Origin of the sequence: Bdellovibrio sp. HCB2-146, assembly GCF_047345725.1 — a bacterium.
Taxonomy (GTDB): domain Bacteria; phylum Bdellovibrionota; class Bdellovibrionia; order Bdellovibrionales; family Bdellovibrionaceae; genus Bdellovibrio.
Genome location: NZ_JBLEQP010000001.1, coordinates 860690 through 885432, shown reverse-complemented (window position 1 = coordinate 885432; position 24743 = coordinate 860690). Strand labels below are relative to the sequence as shown.

The window sequence follows — 24743 nt, the reverse complement described above, 5'->3', positions numbered from 1 at the left end:
GGGTTTTCACATTCACGACCTAGGTCTCATTGTGAGACCGACCTTCGGAGGTTTAAACTGAAAGTCATAACGCCTTCAAGGAGGCCTGGTGAGCTTTTGGTTTTTACTACAGATTCTAATTAATCTCGTTCTGGTTGCAGCCGTTGTGGGATTGTGGGTTCGCCTCAATCGCCCCCCTAAAGATGATCCGCGTTTAAGCAAGGGTCTTCAACTATTGCAAAGCAAGATCGCGGTTTTAGAAGATCTATCGGATCGCACGGAAACTCAGGTGAATCAGCTAACGGCGTTGTTGGAATCGAAAGTTAAAGACATTCAAACAAAGATTCAGGCTTCAGAAAAACAAATCACGAAAATCGATCAAAGCATGCAAAAGAGCTTGGAAGTCGCAAAGATCTTCCAAGACCGTATTCCTCACACGGAAATTCTTGAGCGCCAGAATACAATTAAGTACGTGAAAGCCGCACGCTTGGCCCATCAGGGAATGAGTGTGGATGAAATCGCAGGACAAGTTGATTTGTCTCGCGGTGAAATTGAATTTATCGCGAAGGTAAATCGTGATCAATTGATGTTCTGTGAAGACAGCTTGCCTGAGTGGGTTGGTGAGGAAGCACAAATCGACAAGAGTCATGACTTGAGCGATGTTGACAATATCAGCTTCATGCAACAACCGTTGCAGAAAGAATCGGGAAGTAACGTTTCTGATCTTAGTTCTGTGTTCGAAGTTCCAAAAGCAGATCAAGACGCTCTGAAAAAACTGGGCGACGCTTTCAAGCAAGCCTGCAAAGAAGTCAAAGACCAAGAAGAAGAAGCCGCACAAAAACCACAAAACGTAGCAGCCCTCTTTAACAGCGTCACTCAAGGAGTCGCACAAAACTTCCTCAGCGAAAAAACCCTAGGAATCCGCCCCGTAGAATTCCGCCGCCTCGACCTCAACGAATAAAAGGTGCCCGGTGACTTTTCGGTGTCTCACCGCAACAGTCCGGCCGAACACCGGAACAATTTGGACATAAAAAAAGCCTCCGTGCATTGAGCAGGAGGCTTTTCTTTTTGAGAAACTCTCACCGGTACTACTCAAGACCCGGGAAAAAGAAATCCACAAGGCTGCGAGATTGCGGTGAGTAGAATTTCAATGAATATTGACCGACGCGGTAACTTGGAGAAGCGATCACAAAAAGTTCTTTGTTAGAAGAAGTTCTCATGAAGAATGCCACTTTGCTAATTGCAGAGTCAGATGTCATGTACTCACCCATTGTATCGAACTCACCAGAAAGCATCGCTGCGATTTTTCCGCCGTCGCCGTTAACGCCGACAAGTTCAAATGTCTGTTGCATAGAGCTTTCACCGTGAAGGGTCACTGAGCTACCAGAAACAACTAAGTTGTCGTCAGAGTTTGAACCTCTGAAGATTGTTTGGCTAGGCCCGGTTGCGAGGCGAATCGGTTCTTTTGAAGATGCACGCATTCCCATCAATTGACCGTTCAAAGCTCCGTTGTGACCTTGCAAAAGATAAGGATAACGAACCTTACCAGCATCCGCGCGAAGAGAAATCTCGATAATAGCAGCCCGTTGACTGAGTTCAGATTCAATCGCCAGGTTTCCGTTATTATCGATAAAAACCGGAGACAACATCACGGCTGCGCCATTTTTGATTTTCTTACCCATGTAGAATTGACCTACAGAAGCACGATCGCCGTTTTGACTGACCATCAAAGCAAAGAAGCGGGAACTGTCGTTTACGTATTTATCAATCACAAGATAGTGAGTGCCATGAACTTTTGATTTTTCGCTCCCAATTACGTAGACACCTGCGTTTAAGCTGATGCCGTAACCTTTTGCCGTTGGGTTGTTGTTAACGCCTGTGCCGTAGACTTTGCCCAAGTCTGTTTCAGGAAGTGAGCCTGTTGCGTGAACAACTGTTCCAGTCAAAGCGACGATCAAAGTTAAGATTAGATTTTTCATAGTCGTTATTCCTTTTCCTGAATTAGTAACCACAACGGTGAATAGAGTTTGCGGCAGAGCGGATTTGCGAGCGTACTTGATCAACATACCAATCGCTTGGGATCGTTGAGTGGCACATCTCTTGGCCGATTTCTCTGTCAAGATTGTGAAGATCTGTGATCACGCATGCAAAGTCGCGGCGGTAAACCGATTGCAACAAAATGAATTTTGCTGCGCGAGCTACGGCTTGAGAAATTTTAAGTTCAACGGCATCGTCAGCTTGAGCAGGACCCAATTTCACTTGCAAGTTCAAGATACGACCCGCAAGGTCGGAGATGCGCTCGTAGTAGTCGTATGGAAGATAATCATAGGCGCCGGAATCACAACGGTAACCACCGCAGTTTTCGTAGATGCTGCCGTAGTAGTGAACATCCAGATATTCGTACGCTTCAAAAATAATTTGGTAAAGCTCAGAGAGAGTCATGTACTTCACTTGACCAACAAGTTTTGAACCGAGTTTGCGTTGGCTTTGATCCGCGGCTTCGAAAGCTGTCATCGCAACTTCGTTGGCAGCGCGGATTGCTTCAACAGTGTGAGGATTTTGTGATTCCTGCCAAGGACGAACTTCACGGTTCTTCTGGTTCAAAGCTGCGAGCATGTGAGCTGCTGCTTTACTAAGTGAACCCGCGCGAGCCATCAAGCCAGCTTGGCGTTGAGCACTGCGAAGTTCGGAAACCAAATTTGTACAACGATTCAAGATATCGCGGTAAGAAACTTTGCTTGGATAAATCGCCACAGCCGGAACCGGAAGCGGACGAGGGTTTTGTTCACAACGACCCGCTTGAGCCATCGGGGCAGCCAACAAAGATGCCGCTAGTAATGTCGAAAATAGTGTTTTCAAGGAAAACCTCCTAAAAGTTAAGTCATCAGAACAACCCCAATCTACAACCCCCGCACCCACCCCACCTCGAACAAATCCTAACAAGATTGAGCCAGCAAAAAGGTCAAAAAGGTGCCTGGTGACTTTTTGGTTGTGGACTGCGTTGGTCCGACGGGGTTCGGAAGGGTATGGACATATAGCCGCTTTTGAGGGGCTTAGAGGAAGGTTTTGGGATACATGGACGTTCGTTTTTGGGCGACGAGACTCTAAAGAAAGGTGAAGTAGGGGGGAGACAGGTGACTTTTGGGAAAAAAGTCACCGGGCACCTTTTTTTATTTGCAGACTAGGTTGTTGAAGGTGGCTTTTGTGGCTTTCATGGCGTTGGCTAGGTATTTGTCGGTGTCTTTATTTGCTTGGAAATAGACTTGGAAGAGGCGGCGGGTTTCTGAGATGTGGGCTAGGCCGAAACCGCTGTATGTTTTTGGGTAAGCTCTTGAGATTTGCAAAGGCATGCCGCAAGCTTTTTTAAATTTTTCAGCGCCGTACTTGCCAGACTCCATCATATGGGAAGCTTGTTGATTGTGATTATAGTCACCGCCGAAAATCAATGCGCGATTCAGTGCTGGCCACAGCCCCAGGGCGGCGCAATTTGCGTTTTGCCCAGAAACGAATGAAGAAAGATTCAAATTAATTTTCACCCAGTTTTGATATTGATCTGAATAACGAGAAACATTGTACTGAGGATTGTCGCGAAGGAATTCTTCCATATACTCGTTGCGAGTTTCAGCGTCTCTGCGTTCCCAAATTGCAAGATTGAGAAAAATCGCGTCTTCGCGTTTTTTCTCGGTGAAGTAATTCAGAACCGTTGCCCACGTTTGCAAAACAACTTGGTACAAAAGTGGATGTTGATAGCGAATCTCCATCGGAGTCGAACCAACAAGACCCGGTCCATTGTGAATCAAAGGCATTGTATCTAGATATTGAAAAAAGTTAGCTGTGAGTTCGTTGATTTTTGCATACACCAGACGGCTTGCAGCGGCTGTTGGGCAAGGAGCACCACGGAAGTAGTTTCCGCGCAACTTTGATAGGTCACCTCTGTTGCAATCCTTCATTGCATTCCAAACATCGGCTGCTCGAAGATTCAACTCGCGGAAAACCTGCCAATCCAAATTATATGATTTGAAGTAAGCTGCGTCACCACTGGCCTGTTCTTTCCAGTAGCGTACACTTTGTTCTGCCTGTTGTTCAATTAGACTTAAAGGAAAATCTTGTTCCCCGAAATAGATGTCTTCAAGACTTTTCGGTACTGTCTTAATGATTTTTCCCAGCGAAGAATTTTTCAACTGCAGATTTTCAATCAGAGCCATATCTTCGACACTGAAAAGAGACGGAGGCGCCAAACCAAGACGAGCTTGCTCGCCCCAAAAGTCACACTTCATTGCCAAAGCCGGCTGAGAAACCAGAATGAAAGAAAGAAGTAACGAAATTATTTTTTCCATCCTGAGCCTCCGAACATACCACCCGTAATCTCAATAATCGGAGTCAAGCGCATTGGTTTTGCACCAATAAAGATTCTCGACTCAGGAACACCATTTTTAACCATGGTCGTTGCCGCACGAGTGTAGTCGCCTGGCTGACGGAAACCGTAAAGTTTTTTCTGATAGCAAATAGCCGTCAGCGGGAAGTTCACGTCGCCAATATTAAAGCGCGGACCACCGGGGAAGAATTGCATAGCATCGATCTTCGCACAGCTCTTGTATGCCGTCGCTAATTGATCTTTGAACTGATTAATTTGCTCATCCAACTGTTTCCCAAACTTCGCAGCAGAGAACGGAGATTCAAAGCCCAGGTTCGTCAAAAGGATATGTGCATTACGCATCTTTTGATTTACTTCCGTCGATACAGCCGTCCATTGTTCAGACTGAGCGACTTGGTAAATGATCGAAAGCTCACCCAACAGGTAATCCATCTCACGCATGTTGGTGCCAGCAGATGAAGCGAATTTCAAGGCCTCGACTAGTTCGTTCTCCAATTGGCGAGCGCGCTCTGGAGAAATATCTTCTTGGTCATAGAAACCCTCATGAAGTTTTGTCATCAAAACTTTTGTCGACGTCATGTTTTCCTTCGCGATCGGGAAGGATTGATCCAACCAATAAAGTGCTTTCAACAGGCGAAGACGAATCAAAGACTGAGTCAATGAACGCTGTTCGATCACAGCTCCCGAAGAAGCCACCGGACTCCAATTCGTTTTTTGCAAGTAAGATTGGAATGTCAAAGGAAGATCCGTTAGATCTTTCTTAAACTCCGAACTCAACTCGTCAGGCAAAACACTTGGATCAGCAGCGGCAGCGTGTAAGCCCAAAAGTTTCAACTCGCCAAAGCTCAAGTTATGAAGATCTAAAACACCAGCCTTCAAAACAATCAATGAAGAATTAATATCTTTCAAATCTTCAATGACACCGCGAACGGAGTTTCTAAAACGAAGAACCCAAGCTGTTGAAAGTTTCGCCGTCAAAATCACATAAGGGTTCGTCGGAGATTCAAATTTTCCAGGTTGAGTCCACTCGGGCAAACTCACAGAAGGTGCCTTGCCTGCCGGAATCTGGCGCAAGCTCTGAACTATAGAGGCGTACTTCGTCGACAAAGAAGAAAGCAAAGCCTTCGTTTCTGTTAAGTAGTGCAATTCCAAAACACTCTTCACATAGTTCGCTTTCATTTCCAAATCTTGTTGCTGAGCTGGCGTCATCCCACGTGGAATTTTCGACCAAGCTTGGGAAGACTTGTTGAAAGGATTCATAGAAGAACTTAAAGACTGAGCAAATTCAAATGAACCTTGAGTCATTTGCTCAAGGAAACCACGGCGCTCTTGTGACGGAGGCAAAACATTTAATTGAGATTGCAAACGAGCGTAAACCGCAATCGAAAATAAATAAGCGCGCACTTCATTTTCCAAAGTGACTTTCAAAAGAGCTTGAGTCCAAGAACGAATGACCGGGTCATTTCCTAATTCACGGTATTCGCCACGATCCAGTTGTTTTTGCAATTGAGAAGCTCGCATATCGCGAATTTTTGCAATCGCAGAAGAAGCATCCTTACGGCCCATTTCATTAAACACATCAAGCGCTAAAGCACGTGCCAATTCGTCTAAGCCATCACGAGGTCCCAGGACCTCGCGCAAGCGGGCCTGCACTTGTGGAAACAAGCTTTCAACTTGCGCCTGTGCTTGCGCCAATGTTGGATCCGCCAAGTGTACAAACTCATGTGCTAATGTCACGACAGTTTCTGCAGGAGACCGCAACATATCCGCCGCCAAAATATTTTGGCTTGGAATGTAAAGGCCATTCACCAGGTATTTACCTTGTTCTTGTTTTTCAATCCAAGTGTGGTTTTGGTGAGCGCTATTGGCAACCAAACGTGCCAGGCGGCTTCGTTGGCCCGGAGACAAATCCACCAATTGCACGCTTCCGCGAGACAAAATGCCACGAAGGTTCTCGAGAATCGGATTCATTTCCGAAACGTTTGCAAGTTTGATCAACGTCAGAACCATTTCCACGTAAGTTTTAATCACGCGAGCTTCAACTTGAGTAACATACGAAGAACCGGAATTGTCTTTCACCCAACGAAGCATCGCAATTTTAACAGGATATAATTTCGGAAGACGGTGAAAGCTCACGTCGCGATCACTTCCCGCAAAAATCATTGTACTAATATCACCCGCAGATTTTTGTGATTGCAGTGATTGCCAATACTGCAGAATCTCACGCCCTTCAGCGCTATCTGAGTCTTCAAAAGATTCAGCCCAGAGGCCGCCAGCCATCAATTGTTGAACCATCTTTACCGGAAGAATATTTGAAAGGTCTTTGGGAGCCGCAAAAGCAGACCCGCAAATCAGCGCTGTTATAACAAACAGTGATAAGTTTTTAAAAAGCTGGTTCATGGATCCTCCTTAGTACTCGACGAAGGTACTAAAAACGGGCAAACCCCGTATCCAAATTTACCTAACAATATTGAGCTAATATAATGGCTCAAGTCCTAAGGGTGCGATTTGTGTGCCAAAGAAGGGGAATATGTCACGCTTTCTAAGACGGTCTGAAGACCTCGATTGGCTGAATAGATGTCTCAAATTGAGCCAAGTCGTGCTGGTTCAAGGTTTAAAAGGAATCGGCAAATCAACCCTCATCCGCATGTGGGCGTCAGAAAATAAAAAAAGCTCAAAATGGATAACACTGTCGAGATTCTCAACACTGCAAGAAGCACTGGGAGCAAGTGCAACGACGCCACTTGAAAATGTTTTAGAAACATTTTTGCATGAGCTGCCTGCGGGCCAAGTTGTTGTTTGGGATGATGTTCACAATGCCGACGACACCAGTAAAAATATACTTCTTCACAGTTTGCAAAATTTTTTCGGCGATCAGTCGCATATCTTATTAAGTGATCACGGGATCTCTGCGCCCGCGGGAATTCCTCAGCATCTTTTGAAGCCGCTCTCCAAAGAACAGAGCTTGGAACTCCTTCACAATATGGGAATGGAGCTTTCAAAAAAAGAGCAAGAGAACTACATCAGTAAAACCGGCGGTATTCCGCTCTTGATGCAACTCTGGTTGCAGTCCAAAGGTGAAGTCGCCGATCTCAGCCGCGTGTTCTCCGAACTAAAAGGTAACGAAAAAGAAGTCCTCGAAGTTTTTGCGTTGATGCCGACAGGACTTTCACTCACGGCCGCGCAAAAAATGGATGACTCAATACTGGCAAGCTTACAAAAACAGCTTCTGATCGAAAAACATCGTGACCGGTACGAAATGAGCTCGGGCCTCAGAGATCTTCTGCTGGAGCAAATGAAAGGCGAGGGGTTAAAAGACCGTGCCCAAATGGCCCTCACACTTTTAAGCCAAGACACGAAGATAGCAAAATTAGAAGGTCTCTACCTCAATCTTTTAGCAGAGAACTTCAGTGCGATTTCGACAGAATCTATCGACCTCGCAGAGCTTGAAGGAATTAACAGCAACAACTTAACGCCGCTATGTGAAGCGATCGAACCTGCTTTAACAGCGGCAACACCTGTTGTGACAAGTCCTTTGAGAAGACTCAAGCTCCACAGTTTGATTCTGCAAAACCGACGTCCCGAAGCTCTTCAGGAAGCACAAGACATCCTCATGCACCCGCTACCAGAAGGACGTCCTTCAGAGTCAGAAATTCAACTGCGCTATGAGGCGCTCCACTGGTTAAATCGCGCAGAAAAATTCCAAGCAACGGAAGCTGAAACCGCAAAGCTTATCAACTATGCCCAAGGCGCGCAGAAAAGTCTTCTGCGGGTTGAGCAAGCGATGCCTTACATGCGAACGGATCTCGCCCGTGCGGAGGAAATTTTAAAACGCGCACTTGATGAACAAAGGGGTGAAAGCAATATCGCGACGGCTCAAGCTCACTATCAGCTGGGCGTACTTTTTGTTCAGAAAAAAGATTGGGCGAAGGCCAAAACACATTTCTATCAGGCCTATCAGCAATATCTTCAAGGTAAACGCAGCTACTTTGCTTTATTCAGCTTATTCAATGTCGCCTGGTTGCTATTCCAACTCAAAGATTTTGCTGAACTTGAAACCATGATGGACCGCTTGCAAAAAGCCGTACAACTGCATGGCTTTAGTTATTTGCAGGCCGGAGTTTTCTGGATTCAAGCGCAAATGGAATTCTGGAACCTACAATTAGGAAAAGCGTTGAACTCCATCACAGAAGCTTCAACAAGAATGACGGCATCTACGCCGCAACAAGCGCGTATGGATATTCTAACAGCAAAAGCTCGCATTCTTTACGATCTGGGACTTGAGTCGGAAACACAAGCGACGCTTGATCAATTAAGCCAAGTAAATTTAAAAGACGCGAGTGACCGAAGAAAAGCCTTAGAAATTGAACTTGGAATTAACTCTGTCGACACAGAAGAGTTTCAAGAACTTTGGGTGCAGTTGGGGCGTGCGGCAACTGAAGACGCTTATACAATTTGGCTTCTTGAAAGAGGCTCTTCAAAAAATATTGAGACCTCGGAACTTCTTAAAACTCGTCGTGGTCGGATGGCAGTTTTAGAGTCGCAAATTCTTACCCAAGTGCAGGAAAATAATTTGGAAGCTCTTGGTGCACCACTCAACGAACTCGAATCACACTTATCAGGAGTTTCCCAAGCCTTCCGCGTCCGACTTGCACTTCTCTGTTTAAGAGCGTCGCAGGATTCGTCGCGCTGGCTTGAAAAAGCCCGCCTCGAATTCAGTCAGTTGCGCCTTCCAAAATCAGATCACGATTTCTTCCACGCGTGGTTGCAAGAAATCCAAGGTGATCACAAATCCAAAGTTCCAAATCATCCGAGATGGGGATTGTGGCGTCCTAAAAAACAAGTCGAAAGTGAACGCTATAGAATCAAAACGGAAGCGGCAACGATGAGTGGCGCTGACGCCCCGGCAAAAGGCCATCCCCACTCTGTGACACTGCTAGAAGATCTTGGCCGCGTATTCGTGAATCAAGAGCAAGTCGAAGACTTCAATCGAAAGTCCGTCCTTCGACAGCTCCTGGCACTTCTTTTTGAATCGTATCCAGATAAGCTCAGCAAAACGAATCTCGCCCAAGGCTTGTGGGGAGAATCCTACGAACCCCAAGTGCACGATGCGCGTATCTATACAAACATTCAGCGCTTGCGTGCACTCCTGGGGGAAAAATCGATAGAAAATTGGGACGGCGGTTATCGCTGGAATCCAAGCGTGGCGTTTTACTACTATAAACTCCATGCGCAGCCACAACTCGGCAGTCACCGCGTGAAAACTTTGATCCTTGAAAGTTTGAAAAAACGAAAACAGGGTCGAGGGGAAAATGCTTGGATGTCCAGAGGAGAACTTGTGGAAGCCGCGGACTCAAGTGACGCCACCGTCAAACGAGTCCTGGCAGATCTTCTGAAGGAAGGCCTGATCGAGAGAACAGGCAAAGGTCCTTCAGTCGTTTACTCTATTGCGAAAGGCAAGACTTAACAGTATCTTCAAGGCCCGAGATATCAACAGTTGCTCCTGCAAGTTCTTGCGGGAGAATTTCTGCCATACCCTGGCTGATGTGAGCAGCGGAGCAGCTCTCAGAAGCCAACAAGCGGATCGCTTCAAGAACGATGGAAGTTTCGCCTGATAAATCATTTTTCTCAGGTTGCCATCCACCTTCAGAGGCACTTTTTAGTGTTTGAGCGCTATCCACTTTAATCTTCGCTTTGCTATCAGTCAGCTTTAAGTTCAAACCAGATTTCAACTTCAGTTGATAATTGATTTGGGAGTCAGACACTTTTTCTTTGACCAATTTTCCACCTGTGAAAGACACAGTTTGCGCCATTGCAGGAAGAGTCATCAGGACAGCGATCAAAGTCAAAATTGTTGATTTCATAAATTCCTCCGTAATCGGATTTATCAATATTTATGCCACGGTTAGCGTGGCGTAGCCTCTGTATAAACGCCGCTCGCACTCAATCTGTGAGCCATTTGTGACCAAACCTTGTACACCTTGACTCTCAACGCAGTCACATCAGAGGTATTTGGTTGTTGGTTGCGGCTAAAGCTTGCGATGATTCGGCGGTAAGCACCGTCGTTATTTTGGATATCGTAAATGTCCGCCAAAGCTTCGCGCATTCCGTCTGTGCGACGACGAAGATCGTTGTTCAAATCTTGGCCCAAGAAGCCAACAAGTTTCACCAGGATCACAGCCTTTGCAGAGTCACTCACGATGTTTGCTTGGTTACGCCACAGCAGACTTGAGTAGTAAAATCCATATTGAGCAATCGATGTTTCGCTGAAGTTTCCGCTCGCGAAAGTCGATTGATACGTGCGAATTTTGCATGGGTTATTGGCATAAGCCAAAGCCAACTCAAATGATGTGCGATAGAAGTTTGCCGCCCATTGCGCGATCAACTCAGAGTTGTAGCCCGCAACTTTCAAAGTCAAATCACCAACTGATTTAGATCTTTGCAAAGTCAAACGAACCGGTTCTTCAAAAGGATTTTGACCAGATTTACGAACGATCTTAGCAACGGCATCTTCGAAATGACGAATGCGTGGGCCCAGTGGCAACGTCTTTGCGTCTTCCAATGCACGTTGGATCAACGTCGTCGTTGTGTATGCACTTTCAATAACGGAAGAAGGATCTGGTGAATCCAACTGACCAGCAGAAAGATTATCTTTCGTAAGTTCATTTTCCCAAGAAGTTGATGCCTGAGAAACAGTTCCCATCATCAAAGTTGCGATCGTCGCAAGAGTCATAAAGCGTTTCATAAAAAAGCCTCCATTCAACGAAAACAAATGTATCCGAGGAATAGAAGACCCACGCCGAAGATAACCTTACAGCTTTGAGCTAATTAGATTTTTAAGTGAAAACAATAGCTTACTTCGAGCTCTCTTTAATAAAAAGAGTCAAATAATGGCGAACCATGTACTCGAGCTTCACTGGCAAACCTTGATAAGTCCACATCAACTCGCCAAAGGCACCCCATTTTGCTTCAACGACATGCTCATCCATCACGTTGCTTGCAACTTGAGTAGAGGATTCAATTGAGCCTGGAGCTGGAATGTAGTTCGTACCAATAAAGTTAAAGCGCACAGCGATTTGGCCTGGAGCTTTTAATGAAAAAATCATTTTGAAACCGTTACGGAACAACATGAAATCTGCGTGAGTTTTCGCGATCCCGTAAATTTTGATTCGGCCAAGAGCCGAAGGTTTCAATTCATTGAAGGAAGTAGCAGCGTCGACAAACTCTGTCTTGAGAGCCAAAAGGAACTGAACAGTTTCGCTGACAAGAATCTTATCGGTATCAAAACCGAAGCTCATATCAACAAGACCGGACTCTTCCATTTGTTGCTCAGCCTTCACAAGTTCTTTAATCCAGCTGATTTTCTCCATCATGCTCATCCCCCAAACGCCATATAAGCGCAGCATCCTCGCCGCGAGTTGTCGTTATCTTCAATAATTTCGAGGGCCTGGGTTTTTGTCAAGACGGAGCAGTTTGACGCGGCGGGCTTCTTACTAGAAGCCCGAGAATTGGATGCGGGTGCCTATGACGGATTCTGTGCCTTGGGGTTGATTGAAGGCGGCATAGTAACCCAGAATCAAATTGAACGGGAATGTGTAACCCAACGTTGTTTCAATTTTGAGTTCAGCACCGGCTGTCCAGAAAGAATCTGTCGTCATGCGGATGGCTTGGGCAGCGCCGGTTTCGTTGTTAAAGAAGAAACCGTCAGCGGCCACACCGTCGGCAATAATGGAGCCCACTAAGTTGTGCAAGAACAGCGCATCCGTGCCCGAGCCACTTTCAATTCGGTAAATAGGGAAGCGATATTCAAAGTTAGCATTGGCGATATTGCGACCCAAAACTTGCCCGCGTGAATAACCACGTAAAATATATTGCGGTAAAACACTGTCACTCATAAAAACCAATGACTCTGTCGAGCTACCATAAATCGCTGCAACTTGTTCGGGAATATGCAAACCAGCCACACGCAACATCACCGCGTGATGACGAGGCAAAAATTTTGATAAGTAAATTAATCCGACGCCAGTGAATTGCGAGTACTGAAGATAATCTTCTTGTTCGATGTAATAATCCGCGCCCAAATAACCACCCCAGCCAGATTCTGGAGAAATCTCGGCTCCTGATTGTGAGTAGTTCGCATAGTTGATCGCAGCCGTCGGGCCCATGCGTTTGAAAGTGCGCGAGCTGGATTCAACTTGGCGGTCCAGATACTTCCAACCGATTTGTGCAGCTGCGTAGCGTGACAACCAGAACATATTCGGAGACCCAACCAACAAGGCCCCATAGTCATCCACACGATTGTCAACAGTTCCCAAATAAGAAGCACGTTGATAACCAAAAAGAGTCCACGGCAAACGAGTGGTTTGATTTATGTAAGTCGCTTCAAAACTGCCGCGACCAATCCCCGTATCCCAACTGCCTAACAGCGCATAGGTGTGTTTTTTCAGCGGATCAAATCCGGTTGTTTGCGCCATGATAACCACGCCAGTTTCACTCGAAGAACCGGCAATGAACGGAATCCAGTAACGAGGTAGCAAATATCCCAGAGCGGAATAGTCTTCGATGTCTTCAGGTTTCACTAGTGTTGGCAAAGTTTCCGTAGAAACCGGTGCTGCTTCAGCTTTCACCGGATAACGATCCGCAAGCAAAGGCGCAATTTTTGGAAGCTCCGCCGGAGTTTTGTTCCAATCTTCCTGTGCAATGGCACCCACGCGCAAACCTTGTGAAGTCATCGTCGTCACAAAAAGTTCGGAACGTTGCGAGTCCAAATCACTGGTAAAATTCGCTGTCACTGTGTGAGTCAGCGGCCGAGCAGAAGACAAGTTCGCATCCGCCAAATACAAATTATGTGTTCCGTTTTTAGAGGAAGCGAACATCAAGCCCATCGAAGTCTTACGAGCAAAGCGAGCATTCGGGAAGTCAGAGAAAAGTCTTTGCGGTTCTTTACCGTCTAAAGCCAACTTATAAAGATGTTCTTCACCGTTTCCTTTGCGCCAAGAAAAGATCACAGTCTTTTCATCCCAGAACATCGGATACGAGATACGTTCTTGCAGAGGGGGAGTGAATAAAGTCGTCACTTCTTTTCGGTTCTCATCAAGACTCATCATTGCAAGGTGAGTTTTACCGCCTTGAAGTTTTACGAACACAACAGATTGACCATCTAAGGAAGGGGAGGGCTCACGCGCGCGCAGTGACTTTGTCACCTGACGTACTTTTTTCTTGGTTAAATCATAAATATAAAGATCAGAAAAACGGTCATAGCGACTGGAATAATCGATTTTATCATAGATAAAACGACTTGAATCGGGGAACCAGCTGACACGTTGAATGGATCCGGAAGCAGGGGCGTCTCGTTGCAGTGGAATATTTGGAATCTCATTAAACTCTTCGACCGTGTCCGTGCTTTTCACATCCAAAAAGCTTTGATCTAATTTTTCCCGCGTGATCATTTTGATTTCGCGAGAGTTGGCGTCGTTTTCTGTGATCAAAACTAAATGCTTACCGTCTGGAGAGATCGCCGGAGCAGAAACCGAATTAAAACGATTCACCGGTAATTTGATCGTCGTGGGGGGGACAGCTTTGAGCTTTTCAATTTGTGTGAACGCAAGTTCTGAAACAGTCTTCTGCATGTTGAAGTACTGTTGATTGTAGCTTGATCCCAGATAGTCATGTGCCGGAGTTTCAATAAAATAAGGAACGCGGCGACCGTGACGTTCATGCAAATCGCCCACCACTGAAGTGCCTTTGTCTTGAACCATCTGACTCCACATCAAAGATCCGAACAAGTAAGGACGAGCTCCCTGAGGCCAGCTTGGCAGAGCTTCGTTAGCCTCCGCAATATCGTATTGATGGAAAGTATTGTCAGCGACCATCGCGCGAATCGTAGCGTCCTGATAGACAGAGCGAAGACGGCCGTGATTGCTTAAGCGTGTTTCCATTTCAACGGCAACACCTTCTTTCCACCAACGTGGCAGCAACAAGTTTGGCGCGATGATCGTACCGAAAACCGCATGCAATGGGCGCATCACTCCACCATGAGGGGCGAATGTCAGAACGTGAGTGAATTCGTGTGACAAGAGTTCGTAGGCCCAGTCACCGGTGTCAGCCAAGCTGTCTTCGGGTCCCGGCAAAACGGGATAAGCCATGATATGACCATAGGGGATCGGTGTCGCGTATCCATTAGTGACATCTGTTTTATCATTGATCACCACGATGGTTTTTTCCGGCATCGAGTGAAAGAAAGGTGAGAGATCTTTGTAGGCTTTTTCTAATTTTTCAGCGTAAAGTTGCCCGAGGTCCTGCTGCTCGGCATTAAAAATCACTTCGAAGTGGGGAGTGTTCAGAGTTTTCCACTTAATCAGTGGCGAAACTTCAAGTTGTGCCCAAGTCTGAGGCGAAAAACAGAGTAAGAATCCTAGAAGAAGAAACTGGCTGAAAAAGAATTTTTGCATATTTGTACCTTGGACCTATAGCAACGCACCATTAGTTCTGGAATCATTAGTTTGACAATAAGCTGCTATAAATTAAAGTTTTTAATTGATGATAACTTTTTGAACTTCTGAGGAGGACTTCATGATTCGTAAATTGGCTTTTGGTCTTGTTGCATGTGCGTTGGTGGTGGGTTGTAAAGGAAAACAAACTCAATCTGACCAAGCTGTTGAAACTATGCCTGCAGGTGGAACTCCACAAATTGATTCTTCTGCTTTGAGCTTTGATCCAATGGGATCAGATTCTGGTAAAATCTCTGGTCTAGTAACTGTTCGTTTCGGTTACGACAAGTCTAGCTTGGACGCGAACTCTAAAAAAGACATCGCGACAAACGTTGATTGGATGAAGAAAAATCCAAACACACGCGTACAAATCGAAGGTCACTGCGATAACCGTGGTACAATCGAATACAACGTAGCTTTGGGTGAAAGACGTGCCAATGCAGTTAAAGCTTACATGGTAAGCCTTGGTATTCCTGCTGACCGTTTGAGCACAATCAGCTACGGTAAAGAAAAACCACTTGCTACTGGTGACAGCGAAGCCGCTTACGCACAAAACCGTCGCGCAAACTTCGTTCCTGCTCAGTAATTAGTTAAAACGAAGGGTGTGGAGTGAGACTTCAGAGAATTTTCATTGGGATTTTAATTTTCTCAGCGATCCTCGGATGTCAGACTGTACCCGCACCTTTAGAGGACTATTCTCTAGCTCGAGCCGCGATAGATGCGGCTCGTTCCGTTCAAGCCGCTCGTCATTCGCCAGGTTACTGGCATCAAGCTGAAGAAGCTTATCGTAAGGGTCGCATTTACTTCGAAGACCGCGACTATCAAAAGGCGAAAGAACAATTTGTCAGAGCGAGATTTGCAGCTGAAAAAGCTGAAAACTCCGCACGCCTTATTCGCCAAAAAACGGGAGATGTATTATGAGAATTCTTGTTGGGATGCTGGCCTTATCAATGGCTCTTACTGGCTGTTTGAAAACCCGTAACGAAGTTCGCGATGGTGAACAACGTCAAGTCATGCAACAACAAGTAACGACGATGCAAAGAAACAATGCCGATGCTACAAGTCGCGTTTCCGATATGGAAGAATTGATGCGCGAGTTGAACGGCCGTGTAGAAGTCGTTGAAAACAAACTCGAGAGAAACAATGCCGGTGTTGAAGGGGCGATGAAAGCGTCTCAAACCCAAAGTGCCGATCTCAATCAAAAAGTTCAGCTGTTGCAAGAAGCTCTCACAAAAATGGAAGGTCAACTTTTCCAAGTTACAGCTGAAGTTCAAGCTTTGAAAGCCGAGCGTGCCGCTGCGGCCACTCAGGCTCAGGCGCAAGCTTCTGAGAAAAAAACTAAAAAAGACACTTATGACTCTGCGACCGAGTACTTCAATAAGAAGGACTGGAAGCAAGCAATCCTCAATTATCAAAAATATCGCGATGAAAACCCAAAAGGTGGCCATTTTGCTGATGCGACTTACAAAATCGGCGTGGCTTTCCAGGAATTGGGTATGAAAGACGAATCAAAAACGTTTTATGATGAAGTTGTGAGCAAATTTCCTAAGTCAGATGAAGCTCGTCGTGCTAAGATACGCTTGAAGGGTCTTAAAAAGTAGGTTGAGTGGTAGAACGCGTATTATCGATTGAAACAAGTTGTGACGACACCTCTGTAGCTATTGTTGAGCGCAGCGGCTGGGTGCACTCTGTTGTTTCCGCGTCCCAAGACCTTGAGCACGAAATGTATGGCGGTATCGTTCCTGAAATCGCCGCTCGCAATCACTCCATCGCCCTTTTACCTCTGGTGGAAGAGGCCTTTAAAAAAGCCAATATGACATGGAAAGACGTTCAAGGAATCACGGTCACAAATCGACCGGGTCTTGTGGGTGCTTTGATTGTCGGACTGGTGACAGCAAAGGCGCTAGCGCAATCTAAAAAGTTGCCGTTTTTAGGGGTGAACCATTTAGAAGGTCACTTATTAGCGCCGTTCTTGAAAGACGCTCAATATGCGCCTCCGGAAGATTTTGATTATCCTTATGTCGGTCTTGCGATCAGTGGTGGTCATACAAGCCTCTATCATATCAAAGGACTTGGTGATTATAAGGTTCTCGGCGCAACGAAAGACGATGCCGCTGGAGAATGTTTTGATAAATTCGCCAAAATGGCGGGACTGGGTTTCCCAGGTGGTGTGCGCATTGATCAAATGGCGAAAACCGGAAATCCGCATGCTTATGAATTTCCGCGCAGTATGATCCATGACGAAACTTTCGATATGAGTTTCTCTGGACTCAAATCTTCAGGCCAAAGAATGCTTGAACAATTGGGCCCAGAGATGGTGAAACAAAATCTTCCAGATTTGTGTGCTTCTTTCCAAGAAGCAATTGTTGACGTATTGATTGCGAAATTAGATCGTGCTGCCAAAGTCATGCGTGCAAAACGTGTGATTCTTACCGGCGGTGTGAGTGCGAACTCTCGCTTGCGTGCACGTGCCGAAGAATGGGCTCAGAAAAAAGGTTTACGCCTGGTGATTCCGCCGCTTAGATATTGCACGGATAATGCGGCGATGATTGGTTATGTGGGCGCACTTCGTATGGCGCGTGGTGAAGTTTCTCCTTTGGATGCAGGTCCTTCTCCGCATACGTTAGAATCGGATTTTAGATGAGTGAAGCCCGTCAAAGGTTGATGGTTGCCCTGGAAGAACTGGGTATCCTCGCCAAAAAATCATTAGGTCAGAATTTTCTTGTGAGCGATATCGTGATTGAAAAAATCATCAATCAAGTGCGTGAGTTTCAGCCAGAAAAAATGATCGAAGTGGGGCCTGGTCCTGGCGCTTTGACGTTTTTCTTGCAACAAATGAACGTGCCGTTGCAATTGATTGAACTCGATTCGGTGATTGCAGAATATTGGCGCAACAAGGGTCTTCCGGTTTTGGAAGAAGATGCATTGCGCTTGGATTGGACACAGTTCTACGACGATAAAAAATTAGTCTTCGTCAGCAATCTGCCGTATCAGATTTCTTCAAGCATTGTGGTTGATCGCTCGCTTGAAGACAAAGGTGTTGCGCACATGGTGCTGATGTTCCAAAAAGAGGTCGCTCAGCGTATTCGCGCGGCTGCTTCAACGGAACATTATGGTTTTTTAAGTGTGATCGCACAAACCTTCTGGAAGATTCATACCGTGACGGACGCAGGTCCTCGTGATTTTGATCCACCGCCAAAGGTAGCCAGCCGTGTGTTGGCTTTTACGCGCATTGAAACTGAAGTCAAAAACCGTAAAGCGTTCCTAAACCTCGTAAAGCTGGCCTATGCCCAGCGCCGGAAGCTTTTAAAGAAAAATTTAGCTGGTCTTTTAAGCCAAAGAAAGCTAACTGAAGAGCAGCTCGTTCAATGGTTGAAAGAGCTAGGGCACAAAGAAACCGCCCGTGCTGAAGAACTCAGCCCTGCGGATTTTGTGCGTCTTTATAAGCACTTTGGATTTAATGAATGAGCAAAGAGAACATCTTAATTATCCAGGAAAACAAAAAAGCTCGTTTTGATTTCACGATCATTGAAGTCTACGAAGCTGGTATGGTTTTAATGGGTAGCGAAGTGAAATCCTTGCGCAATAAAGACGTGCAACTCAAAGATTCCTACATCTCATTTCGTGGTGAAGAGGCCTTCTTGCAGAATGCCCATATCGCCGAATACAAAGCTTCTAGCTACAACAACCACGCGCCTGAGCGTCTACGTAAGTTGCTTCTGAATCGCAAAGAATTAGGGGAGATTTACGGAGCCCTTCGCGAAAAGGGATACTCTTGCGTGCCATTGAAGATCTACTTCAAAAACGGTCGCGCGAAATTAGAGATCGCATTGGTAAAGGGTAAGCAAGCCCACGACAAGCGTGAAGCGATTAAGAAACGCGACGTTTCGAACGAGATTCGCTCAGCAACTCGACGTTCTCGTTAAGGATAAATTCCTCTTCGATGCCTAAGCGGGCACGTTTTTCAGACAACAATTGTTTCCAAGCCGCGTAAGCCTCACGATTGGATGGATCAATGCTGAGTTTTTCTAAAAGCTTCAGCTCTGTTTCCGTATTGGCTTTCAAAGCGCGGTAGAAATAATCATAGGTCATAGAAAGATCGCGGAAGTCATCATCGACCGGCATCGCGTAATCTGGAATATGCCACTGTCCCAACATCAATTGGTGCATGTGTTTTTCCATTGATACAAGCGGCGACAATAAATTCTTGGTCATACGAATACTTAAAAACAAAGTAACACCACAGAGGAAAACCACGCTGACCCCTAGGAATACTTTTAACCACGTTACTTCGCGCTCTAAGTGCGCCACGAGATTTGGATGAGTGTCGTAAGCTAGACTTTTGAATAGTTCGTAGTTTTGAGTAATGAAGAAATATGCAGGTAATAAGAAGAGGAGCGTCGCACCCACAATAGCCGTGATCATGTACCAAGAATACTTGTACTGAAAGGCTTTGTTTAAAATGAAGCGGCGAGGATTCACTCCTTGGGGCGCCCGCTGAGGTTCGATCACTCTTCGTCCGTAAAGCATAAGTCTCTTATCGGTCGGTTGTGTTTTCTTTCGAGTCCAATTATTCTCAAAATCAGACAAGGGGTCCTTATGAGTTTAGCATGGAGATATTTCTTACTAGGAACTGTCATTTTGACGGCGTTTGCACACACAGCGCACGCTGAGGAACCGACCTTAGTCGATGATAAATACTCTCTGAAAGCAGATCGCGAAGCCCTCGATAAGCTTCGCAAGGATATCCCCGTCGAAAGGCAAAAAGAAAACGACGAAAAGGCTTTCATGGATCAGATGATGTCAGATCTTACAAAAAGCCCCGCGGAAGTGCGCAGTCGTTTTAGTTCGATCCTGAATAAAAAGCGCGAAGTCTTTAACAAAGACATGACAAAAGTTCGCCAGGACTTCAACAAAGTCCAAACCAAAGAGCGCGAAGAGTTTACGAAGAAAGCGGGAGAAGAGCGTAAACAGTTTTCGAGAAAGAAAGCGTCTTCGGATGAAAGAAAATCTTTCTTTGAAGATCAAGAATCGCGCCGCAAAGAATTCTACGAAAATCAAAAATCCAAACGTGATGAGTTCGAAGCCGACATGCGCGACAAGCGCAAAAACTTTGACGACTATATGCGTGCGAAAACGGATGAGTTCAATCAGCTTCATCGCGATTACAGCAGCCGTTATCAAGAAAATAAAAAAGCTCTAGAAGATCAAAAGAAGCAGGCCGCTCAGAAGAAGAAGGACCTGCAAAAAAATATCGATAAAGAATACGAAGCAATTAAAAATCAGCCAGCAACAAGCTTAGGGGTGGAAGGCAGCGGAAATTAATCTCTGCTGCCAAATATTACTGAGGCTTGCACTCTTGAGAAGCAATCGACATATAACGAGTTTGGGATTCCACTTCTGAGAAGTTTTTGTCCACAAAACGAACTGGAGTGAACACTTCGCGAGATCCAGAGATCATTTTTCCTGTTTTATTAGAAAGAACGTATTTAACAACATGAACGGTGTTTGTTTCTTCGTGTTTGTGGGTCAATGTGTAAGTTGTTGCAATTTTGGTTTTGTTAACAGTACCGTTCTTAAAATCACCAAAATTCACGTCAGAAAACTCAGAATCGACTGATCCTGTGCACGTCCACTCGAGATCTTCCGACGCTAGTCTGAGAGTATTTTCAAGAGTTTTGAATTCATTTTCAGACAGTTGACCAGCAAAAGAATTCATGGCGAAAAGAGTGGTAAAAAGAGCTAAAAGAGTTTTCATAGGGACACCTTTCTAACGTTACTTGGTTAAATTTTTTTGATTGATCATTTCAAAGTTCCAGCAGTCGAAGGAATGGTCATCTATTGAATAATTTTCCTATTCAAATAGAATGAGAAACACTCGATCATCTCTAAAACTCAGATCAGATCTCGAAGGATTTTCTTTATCAATTTTTGTACCAAGGAGGTCTCCCAACAACTTCGGGAGCAGGGTGGGTCACATGATTTCCCTTTCCCTTACGGTCTAAAATACTGCTTATGAATTTCCATCGTCAAAGAGAACAATTTGTTCTCAACAATCGGTGGTAAAGACACGAACTCAATTCCGTAAGAGAAAACCTGTACGTTTGTTTCGTCAACTTTGATGTGACGGATTTGACCTTGGATTTCAATCGGCGGGTTTTTACCAACAAGCAATTGGCCGGTAACGTAGTCATTCAATTTCATCAATTGTTTGTCTAACTTGTAAGTCACACGGCAACCTTGAGCGCTGATATCTTCAATAGGTCCCACGATTGTTTGTCTTTTGGAGTTGATCTCGACGATATTGTAGAATGCTTTGAAACTTTCAGGAACTTTCACGCGATAATTCTGACGGCGCTGCAAATGATAGACGGCCTCTGGAAGAGGAATATGCAAGCGGCCTTGTTGAATAACTGCGGTGCTTTCAAAATAATATTTTTCACCACCGATAAATAAATGACCCAGGAATTCTTCGTTGTTTTCTAAGCCAGTCGAAGAAGCTGGAACACATTCGATGATATCTAGGCGAGCGTTGTAAAGCGCAGCTTTGTATTTGCAATACGACTCTGCTTTGCCTTTGCAAAGAATTTCGCCATGAGATTGAGCGAGATCGCTGAATAACTTCTTACGATCTTGTTCTCTAGAAACTAAGGAGAAGACGTCTTTATCCATACGGTAACCTCATGCTTATTATGATAGAGATGCTGTATTTTAGCACCTTCTAATTTTTGAAACTCGGCCAGAGTTTCAAAATCGGTTTTACCTTGGAATTTAATAGTGCAGACAAAGTTCTTACAAAGACCTGACTCCTGCCAACCGCGGACAAGTTCAAGTAACTTCTCCGGGTAGCAAATGATGTCAGAAAAAAACCAATCGATGACCCCGATATCTTGAGGCTTCAACGAGAACGCATTCGTCTTTATAAATTCGATTCGCGGAAGTGCTGCAATTTTTGTATCAAGCGGAGCGCGGTCAATACTGACAACATCGCAACCCATTTGCTGCAAGACCCAAGTCCATCCACCAGGGCAGCTTCCGAAATCAACAACGCGTTGGCCTTTTTCAGGGCGTACGCCATAGACAGTGAGAAGTTCCCACAACTTCAAATAGGCGCGGGACGGAGGAATTTCTTTATTCTCGTGAAATTCAATTTCACCATTTGGAAATGGTAAATTCGTTTCTGCAGAATAGAGCAGCGTATTTTTATCCAGCAAAGTCCACGAACCCAAAGGATCTTGTGGGAGAGGGCCCAAGAATTCTAAAATGCGCGGACGAAGTTTTGGCAGATTCTCTTGAATCAACTCCGCACGGCGGTGATTTTCAAAAGAATACAGACTCCAAAGTTTGCCCGCAGATTTTAAAATTTTGGCAGCTTGAGAAATCGACTCAAAAGATTCGATCTTGGCGTTGAGCCAAATATGTTGGGCCCAAACAGAAGACTGTAGGGGCCCATCAGTAAGAACCAGATTTCCATGAACAGAGCGGATGTTTTTGAGCTCTGCCTTTAGCTCTGGCAGAAATGAATCCGCGGCAAGATAAGCAATCACGCAGCTTTTGTAGCAACAGCCGGTGTCAGAAGTCCACGATTATTCCAAGTCGTCATGCAATCGCCCCAGAATTTTTCTTTGATCTTCATTTCCGCCGGACCAAACTTCACTTTTGGAAAATCTTGTTTTTCGAAGTGTTCACAAAATTGCGCTTCAGGGCAGGCGCGAACAACTTTCAACATGAGGTTAAAGTGAGCCTCAGTCATAGGTTTGTTATCCACGAACATTTTTCTGAGGCCGGCCTCTGGTGTATGAAGAAGGAAACTATACAATCCCGGCACATCATATTTTTGACTCATTTTGATACTCCCTTTTTGTTGTGACATACCATTTATCGGCTTTCTAAAAGGCCACCTTGAATGAATTCTCTAGACCATGGTCTAAAGCCTTCCCATTAATAATTTTTAAATTACCAGCTGCTAGACGTAGAACCTGAGAAAAAGGTCTAGGAGGCCTTAAGTCCTAAGACCAAGCTCCGATCTAGGAGCGCATGAAAACACAATTCCTCTCTACAAAAGTCCTGCTACTTGTAACGACATCACTTCTTTCCTCAACAGCGTTTGCTATGGGAAAGCAACCCGTGAAAGATCCTGCGCCGGCGCCAAGTCCATCGCCGTCGCCGAAGCCCTCGCCCACACCAGCACCAACGCCTCTTCCTTCGCCAGCACCACGTGAGCCCGCAGCGGTAACCGATCCGATCACGCCAGCGAACTTTGATGTTTTCAGCGAGGTCTCTTATCCCGTAGGGCAAGTCGTCGACACCCGTTTCAGCAGCTATCGCGAGCTTTTGCCGCAACGAAACGCACAAGACTCATTTAGAACCGATAATTGTGATGTAAATTTGGATGGCAGAGATCGTTTCTCTGATCGCGTGGCCTATGCGGTTGAATTAAAAATGCAGCCTTCCAAAGCGCAAGTGGGCTATGTTTATTCTTATTTCGGTCTAAATAAAGACGTGAACACTTATATGTCGAACAGTTTTATCTCACATCCGCTGTGCGAAGTGACGTCTTCTTCACTGAACACAACTTTGAAAGGTAAAAATGTTCCGTCCTCGACGGTGATTAAAAAAATCAATCAATTCAGCACGGCGATGAATGGATATCGTCGTGAGGCCCTGGCCGGAAACCGTGAAGGCTATGTCAAAGCCTCCAAGCTTTGGTCCAAATTTATGATGTGTCTGTCGTATACGGAATCTCTGACCAGTGCGGATAGCTCAAAATCTCAATCGGTCTCGCAAAAATATGCACCGTCAGGTTATCGCAAACCAGCGGGAGTGAAGTTTTACGAAGACCCTTATCAAGATGAAGCATCGAAACTCAATATTGGAATGTTCCAATTTACTCCCAACTCAGGCGGAAATATTCAAGCCTGCATCCGCGAATGGAATGTGCTTTATCCAAGTTGCACAATTTCACAGACAGCCGGTAAGTCGGAACTAATCCGTGCTCTGGGGAGTTCTTTGCAAACGTTCAATGCGTTTTGTGGAGCCGCAAAAGTGACAGGCATGTTCGGAGTTCAAGTGAACACGACGAAATCAGCGCATACACATCCGGCCAACCTCAAATCAAATGGAGCATTGAAAGCTCCAGCGGAAAGATGTGTAACACCTCATATGTCAGGAAATTCGTATAATCACTTTGGACCATTCCAAAATTCGACAGGAAAAAATCTTGAAGAAGTGATGAATTGCGTGCTGGCAGGGGAGTATTAAGACGCGAAGTAAAATTACTTCGCGCCAATAATGCTTACGCCTTTGATCATGCGACCAAAGAATGAACTCAGTGCTTTTTTCTCAGCTTCATCAAATGAAGACCAGAATTGATTTACACGTTCAAAGTAAATCGGAGTGATCTCTTTGAACAGACTCAGGCCCTTGTCAGTCAAACGAATCACAAAAGATCTTCCATCTCTTTCGTGCACTTCACGTTTAACAAGTTCTGCTTTCTCAAGACTGTTAATCAATCCTGAAATCGTCGCCTGTGTGACACCAACTTTTTGCGCCATCTCAGATGGCATCATTCCGTTCTGACTGCTTTCTAAGAGCAACAACAGTGTGAAGCGCCCTGTAGATAGGTTGTATTTTGAGAAGAAGCTCTCAAGATTTGTCTCAAAATCAGAACTCAACTTTCTAAATAAGATATGAGAATGCATCGACAACGGATCAATTCCAGGATGACTCTCTTCGGTTAGTTTTTTAAGTTCTGCTTCTGTCGGAAGAGTGGTTAGAAAAAGTTTTGCCATTCCGACTCCCTTCTAAAATTAACTTTTTGAAATAAAGGTAACCGTATCAAAATTTTACTTAGTAGAGCTCGGAATGACAAGTCTTCGAGGCTATTTGTGACTCAAAGT

General features: G+C 45.2%; 24 protein-coding genes. 10 read left to right on the top strand and 14 right to left on the bottom strand.

Annotation, left to right across the window (positions count from 1 at the left end; genetic code table 11):
• The first annotated feature begins 88 nt into the window (after positions 1-88).
• Positions 89-940: a DUF2802 domain-containing protein gene (locus ACLWOR_RS04335; protein ID WP_413939445.1), complete on the top strand. Its 852-nt coding sequence runs from the start codon at positions 89-91 to the stop codon at positions 938-940.
• Between the two features lie 127 nt (positions 941-1067).
• On the opposite strand, the gene ACLWOR_RS04330 is transcribed toward ACLWOR_RS04335, so the two are convergent.
• The 4 genes from ACLWOR_RS04330 to ACLWOR_RS04315 all read right to left on the bottom strand — a co-directional run bounded on the left by ACLWOR_RS04330 (position 1068) and on the right by ACLWOR_RS04315 (position 6754).
• On the bottom strand, positions 1068-1958 hold the full coding sequence (locus ACLWOR_RS04330) for a hypothetical protein (protein ID WP_413939444.1): 891 nt from the start codon (positions 1956-1958) through the stop codon (positions 1068-1070).
• A 22-nt stretch (positions 1959-1980) separates the two neighbouring features.
• Positions 1981-2838 carry a hypothetical protein gene (locus tag ACLWOR_RS04325; RefSeq protein WP_413939443.1) on the bottom strand — a complete coding sequence of 286 codons (858 nt, stop codon included), beginning with the start codon at positions 2836-2838 and terminating at the stop codon, positions 1981-1983.
• Between the two features lie 311 nt (positions 2839-3149).
• Complete coding sequence (locus ACLWOR_RS04320) at positions 3150-4316, bottom strand: hypothetical protein (protein ID WP_413939442.1); 1167 nt, start codon at positions 4314-4316, stop codon at positions 3150-3152.
• Positions 4304-6754: a hypothetical protein gene (locus ACLWOR_RS04315; protein ID WP_413939441.1), complete on the bottom strand. Its 2451-nt coding sequence runs from the start codon at positions 6752-6754 to the stop codon at positions 4304-4306. The genes ACLWOR_RS04320 and ACLWOR_RS04315 overlap by 13 nt, the downstream gene beginning before the upstream one ends.
• Before the next feature lie 130 nt (positions 6755-6884).
• Here ACLWOR_RS04315 and ACLWOR_RS04310 point away from each other — a divergent pair, with 130 nt between their 5' ends.
• On the top strand, positions 6885-9821 hold the full coding sequence (locus ACLWOR_RS04310) for a hypothetical protein (RefSeq protein ID WP_413939440.1): 2937 nt from the start codon (positions 6885-6887) through the stop codon (positions 9819-9821).
• On the opposite strand, the gene ACLWOR_RS04305 is transcribed toward ACLWOR_RS04310, so the two are convergent.
• From ACLWOR_RS04305 to ACLWOR_RS04290, 4 genes are all read right to left on the bottom strand, one after another.
• On the bottom strand, positions 9799-10218 hold the full coding sequence (locus ACLWOR_RS04305) for a hypothetical protein (RefSeq protein WP_413939439.1): 420 nt from the start codon (positions 10216-10218) through the stop codon (positions 9799-9801). The two genes, ACLWOR_RS04310 and ACLWOR_RS04305, sit on opposite strands and share 23 nt — an antisense overlap.
• Before the next feature lie 41 nt (positions 10219-10259).
• Entirely contained in the window at positions 10260-11099 is an 840-nt protein-coding gene (locus ACLWOR_RS04300; protein ID WP_413939438.1) for a hypothetical protein, read from the bottom strand.
• Positions 11100-11208: 109 nt separating this feature from the next.
• Positions 11209-11727 (bottom strand): hypothetical protein, encoded by a 519-nt coding sequence (locus ACLWOR_RS04295; protein WP_413939437.1) that lies wholly within the window; start codon positions 11725-11727, stop codon positions 11209-11211.
• Positions 11728-11847: 120 nt separating this feature from the next.
• The gene (locus ACLWOR_RS04290) at positions 11848-14805 is read right to left on the bottom strand and encodes a TolB family protein (RefSeq protein ID WP_413939436.1); all 2958 of its coding nucleotides are present in this window, start codon (positions 14803-14805) and stop codon (positions 11848-11850) included.
• A 121-nt stretch (positions 14806-14926) separates the two neighbouring features.
• On the opposite strand from ACLWOR_RS04290, the gene pal reads away from it, so the two are divergent.
• From pal to smpB, 6 genes are read left to right on the top strand one after another with little or no spacing between them, the layout of a single operon-like run.
• Positions 14927-15430: a peptidoglycan-associated lipoprotein Pal gene (gene pal, locus ACLWOR_RS04285; RefSeq protein ID WP_413939435.1), complete on the top strand. Its 504-nt coding sequence runs from the start codon at positions 14927-14929 to the stop codon at positions 15428-15430.
• A 23-nt stretch (positions 15431-15453) separates the two neighbouring features.
• Positions 15454-15765 carry a DUF4398 domain-containing protein gene (locus ACLWOR_RS04280; RefSeq protein WP_413939434.1) on the top strand — a complete coding sequence of 104 codons (312 nt, stop codon included), beginning with the start codon at positions 15454-15456 and terminating at the stop codon, positions 15763-15765.
• Positions 15762-16445: a tetratricopeptide repeat protein gene (locus ACLWOR_RS04275; protein WP_413939433.1), complete on the top strand. Its 684-nt coding sequence runs from the start codon at positions 15762-15764 to the stop codon at positions 16443-16445. Before ACLWOR_RS04280 ends, ACLWOR_RS04275 begins: the two co-directional genes overlap by 4 nt.
• Positions 16446-16450: 5 nt before the next feature.
• Positions 16451-17488 carry a tRNA (adenosine(37)-N6)-threonylcarbamoyltransferase complex transferase subunit TsaD gene (gene tsaD, locus ACLWOR_RS04270; RefSeq protein WP_413939432.1) on the top strand — a complete coding sequence of 346 codons (1038 nt, stop codon included), beginning with the start codon at positions 16451-16453 and terminating at the stop codon, positions 17486-17488.
• The gene (gene rsmA / locus ACLWOR_RS04265) at positions 17485-18312 is read left to right on the top strand and encodes a 16S rRNA (adenine(1518)-N(6)/adenine(1519)-N(6))-dimethyltransferase RsmA (RefSeq protein WP_413939431.1); all 828 of its coding nucleotides are present in this window, start codon (positions 17485-17487) and stop codon (positions 18310-18312) included. Before tsaD ends, rsmA begins: the two co-directional genes overlap by 4 nt.
• The gene (smpB, locus tag ACLWOR_RS04260) at positions 18309-18770 is read left to right on the top strand and encodes an SsrA-binding protein SmpB (protein WP_413939430.1); all 462 of its coding nucleotides are present in this window, start codon (positions 18309-18311) and stop codon (positions 18768-18770) included. The genes rsmA and smpB overlap by 4 nt, the downstream gene beginning before the upstream one ends.
• Here the strand turns inward: smpB and ACLWOR_RS04255 are convergent.
• Entirely contained in the window at positions 18715-19374 is a 660-nt protein-coding gene (locus ACLWOR_RS04255; protein WP_413939429.1) for a hypothetical protein, read from the bottom strand. The genes smpB and ACLWOR_RS04255 overlap by 56 nt on opposite strands.
• Positions 19375-19443: 69 nt before the next feature.
• On the opposite strand from ACLWOR_RS04255, the gene ACLWOR_RS04250 reads away from it, so the two are divergent.
• Positions 19444-20169: a hypothetical protein gene (locus ACLWOR_RS04250; RefSeq protein ID WP_413939428.1), complete on the top strand. Its 726-nt coding sequence runs from the start codon at positions 19444-19446 to the stop codon at positions 20167-20169.
• Positions 20170-20185: 16 nt separating this feature from the next.
• On the opposite strand, the gene ACLWOR_RS04245 is transcribed toward ACLWOR_RS04250, so the two are convergent.
• From ACLWOR_RS04245 to ACLWOR_RS04230, 4 genes are all read right to left on the bottom strand, one after another.
• Complete coding sequence (locus ACLWOR_RS04245; RefSeq protein WP_413939427.1) at positions 20186-20602, bottom strand: hypothetical protein; 417 nt, start codon at positions 20600-20602, stop codon at positions 20186-20188.
• A gap of 236 nt (positions 20603-20838) precedes the next feature.
• On the bottom strand, positions 20839-21516 hold the full coding sequence (locus tag ACLWOR_RS04240) for a flagellar brake protein (protein ID WP_413939426.1): 678 nt from the start codon (positions 21514-21516) through the stop codon (positions 20839-20841).
• On the bottom strand, positions 21492-22391 hold the full coding sequence (locus ACLWOR_RS04235) for an SAM-dependent methyltransferase (RefSeq protein ID WP_413939425.1): 900 nt from the start codon (positions 22389-22391) through the stop codon (positions 21492-21494). Before ACLWOR_RS04235 ends, ACLWOR_RS04240 begins: the two co-directional genes overlap by 25 nt.
• Positions 22388-22690, bottom strand: a complete 303-nt coding sequence (locus tag ACLWOR_RS04230; protein ID WP_413939424.1) for a hypothetical protein — start codon at positions 22688-22690, stop codon at positions 22388-22390. The genes ACLWOR_RS04235 and ACLWOR_RS04230 overlap by 4 nt, the downstream gene beginning before the upstream one ends.
• Before the next feature lie 191 nt (positions 22691-22881).
• Here ACLWOR_RS04230 and ACLWOR_RS04225 point away from each other — a divergent pair, with 191 nt between their 5' ends.
• On the top strand, positions 22882-24105 hold the full coding sequence (locus ACLWOR_RS04225) for a hypothetical protein (protein ID WP_413939423.1): 1224 nt from the start codon (positions 22882-22884) through the stop codon (positions 24103-24105).
• Between the two features lie 14 nt (positions 24106-24119).
• Here the strand turns inward: ACLWOR_RS04225 and ACLWOR_RS04220 are convergent, their stop codons facing one another.
• Positions 24120-24635: a MarR family winged helix-turn-helix transcriptional regulator gene (locus ACLWOR_RS04220; protein ID WP_413939422.1), complete on the bottom strand. Its 516-nt coding sequence runs from the start codon at positions 24633-24635 to the stop codon at positions 24120-24122.
• Positions 24636-24743 lie beyond the last annotated feature (108 nt).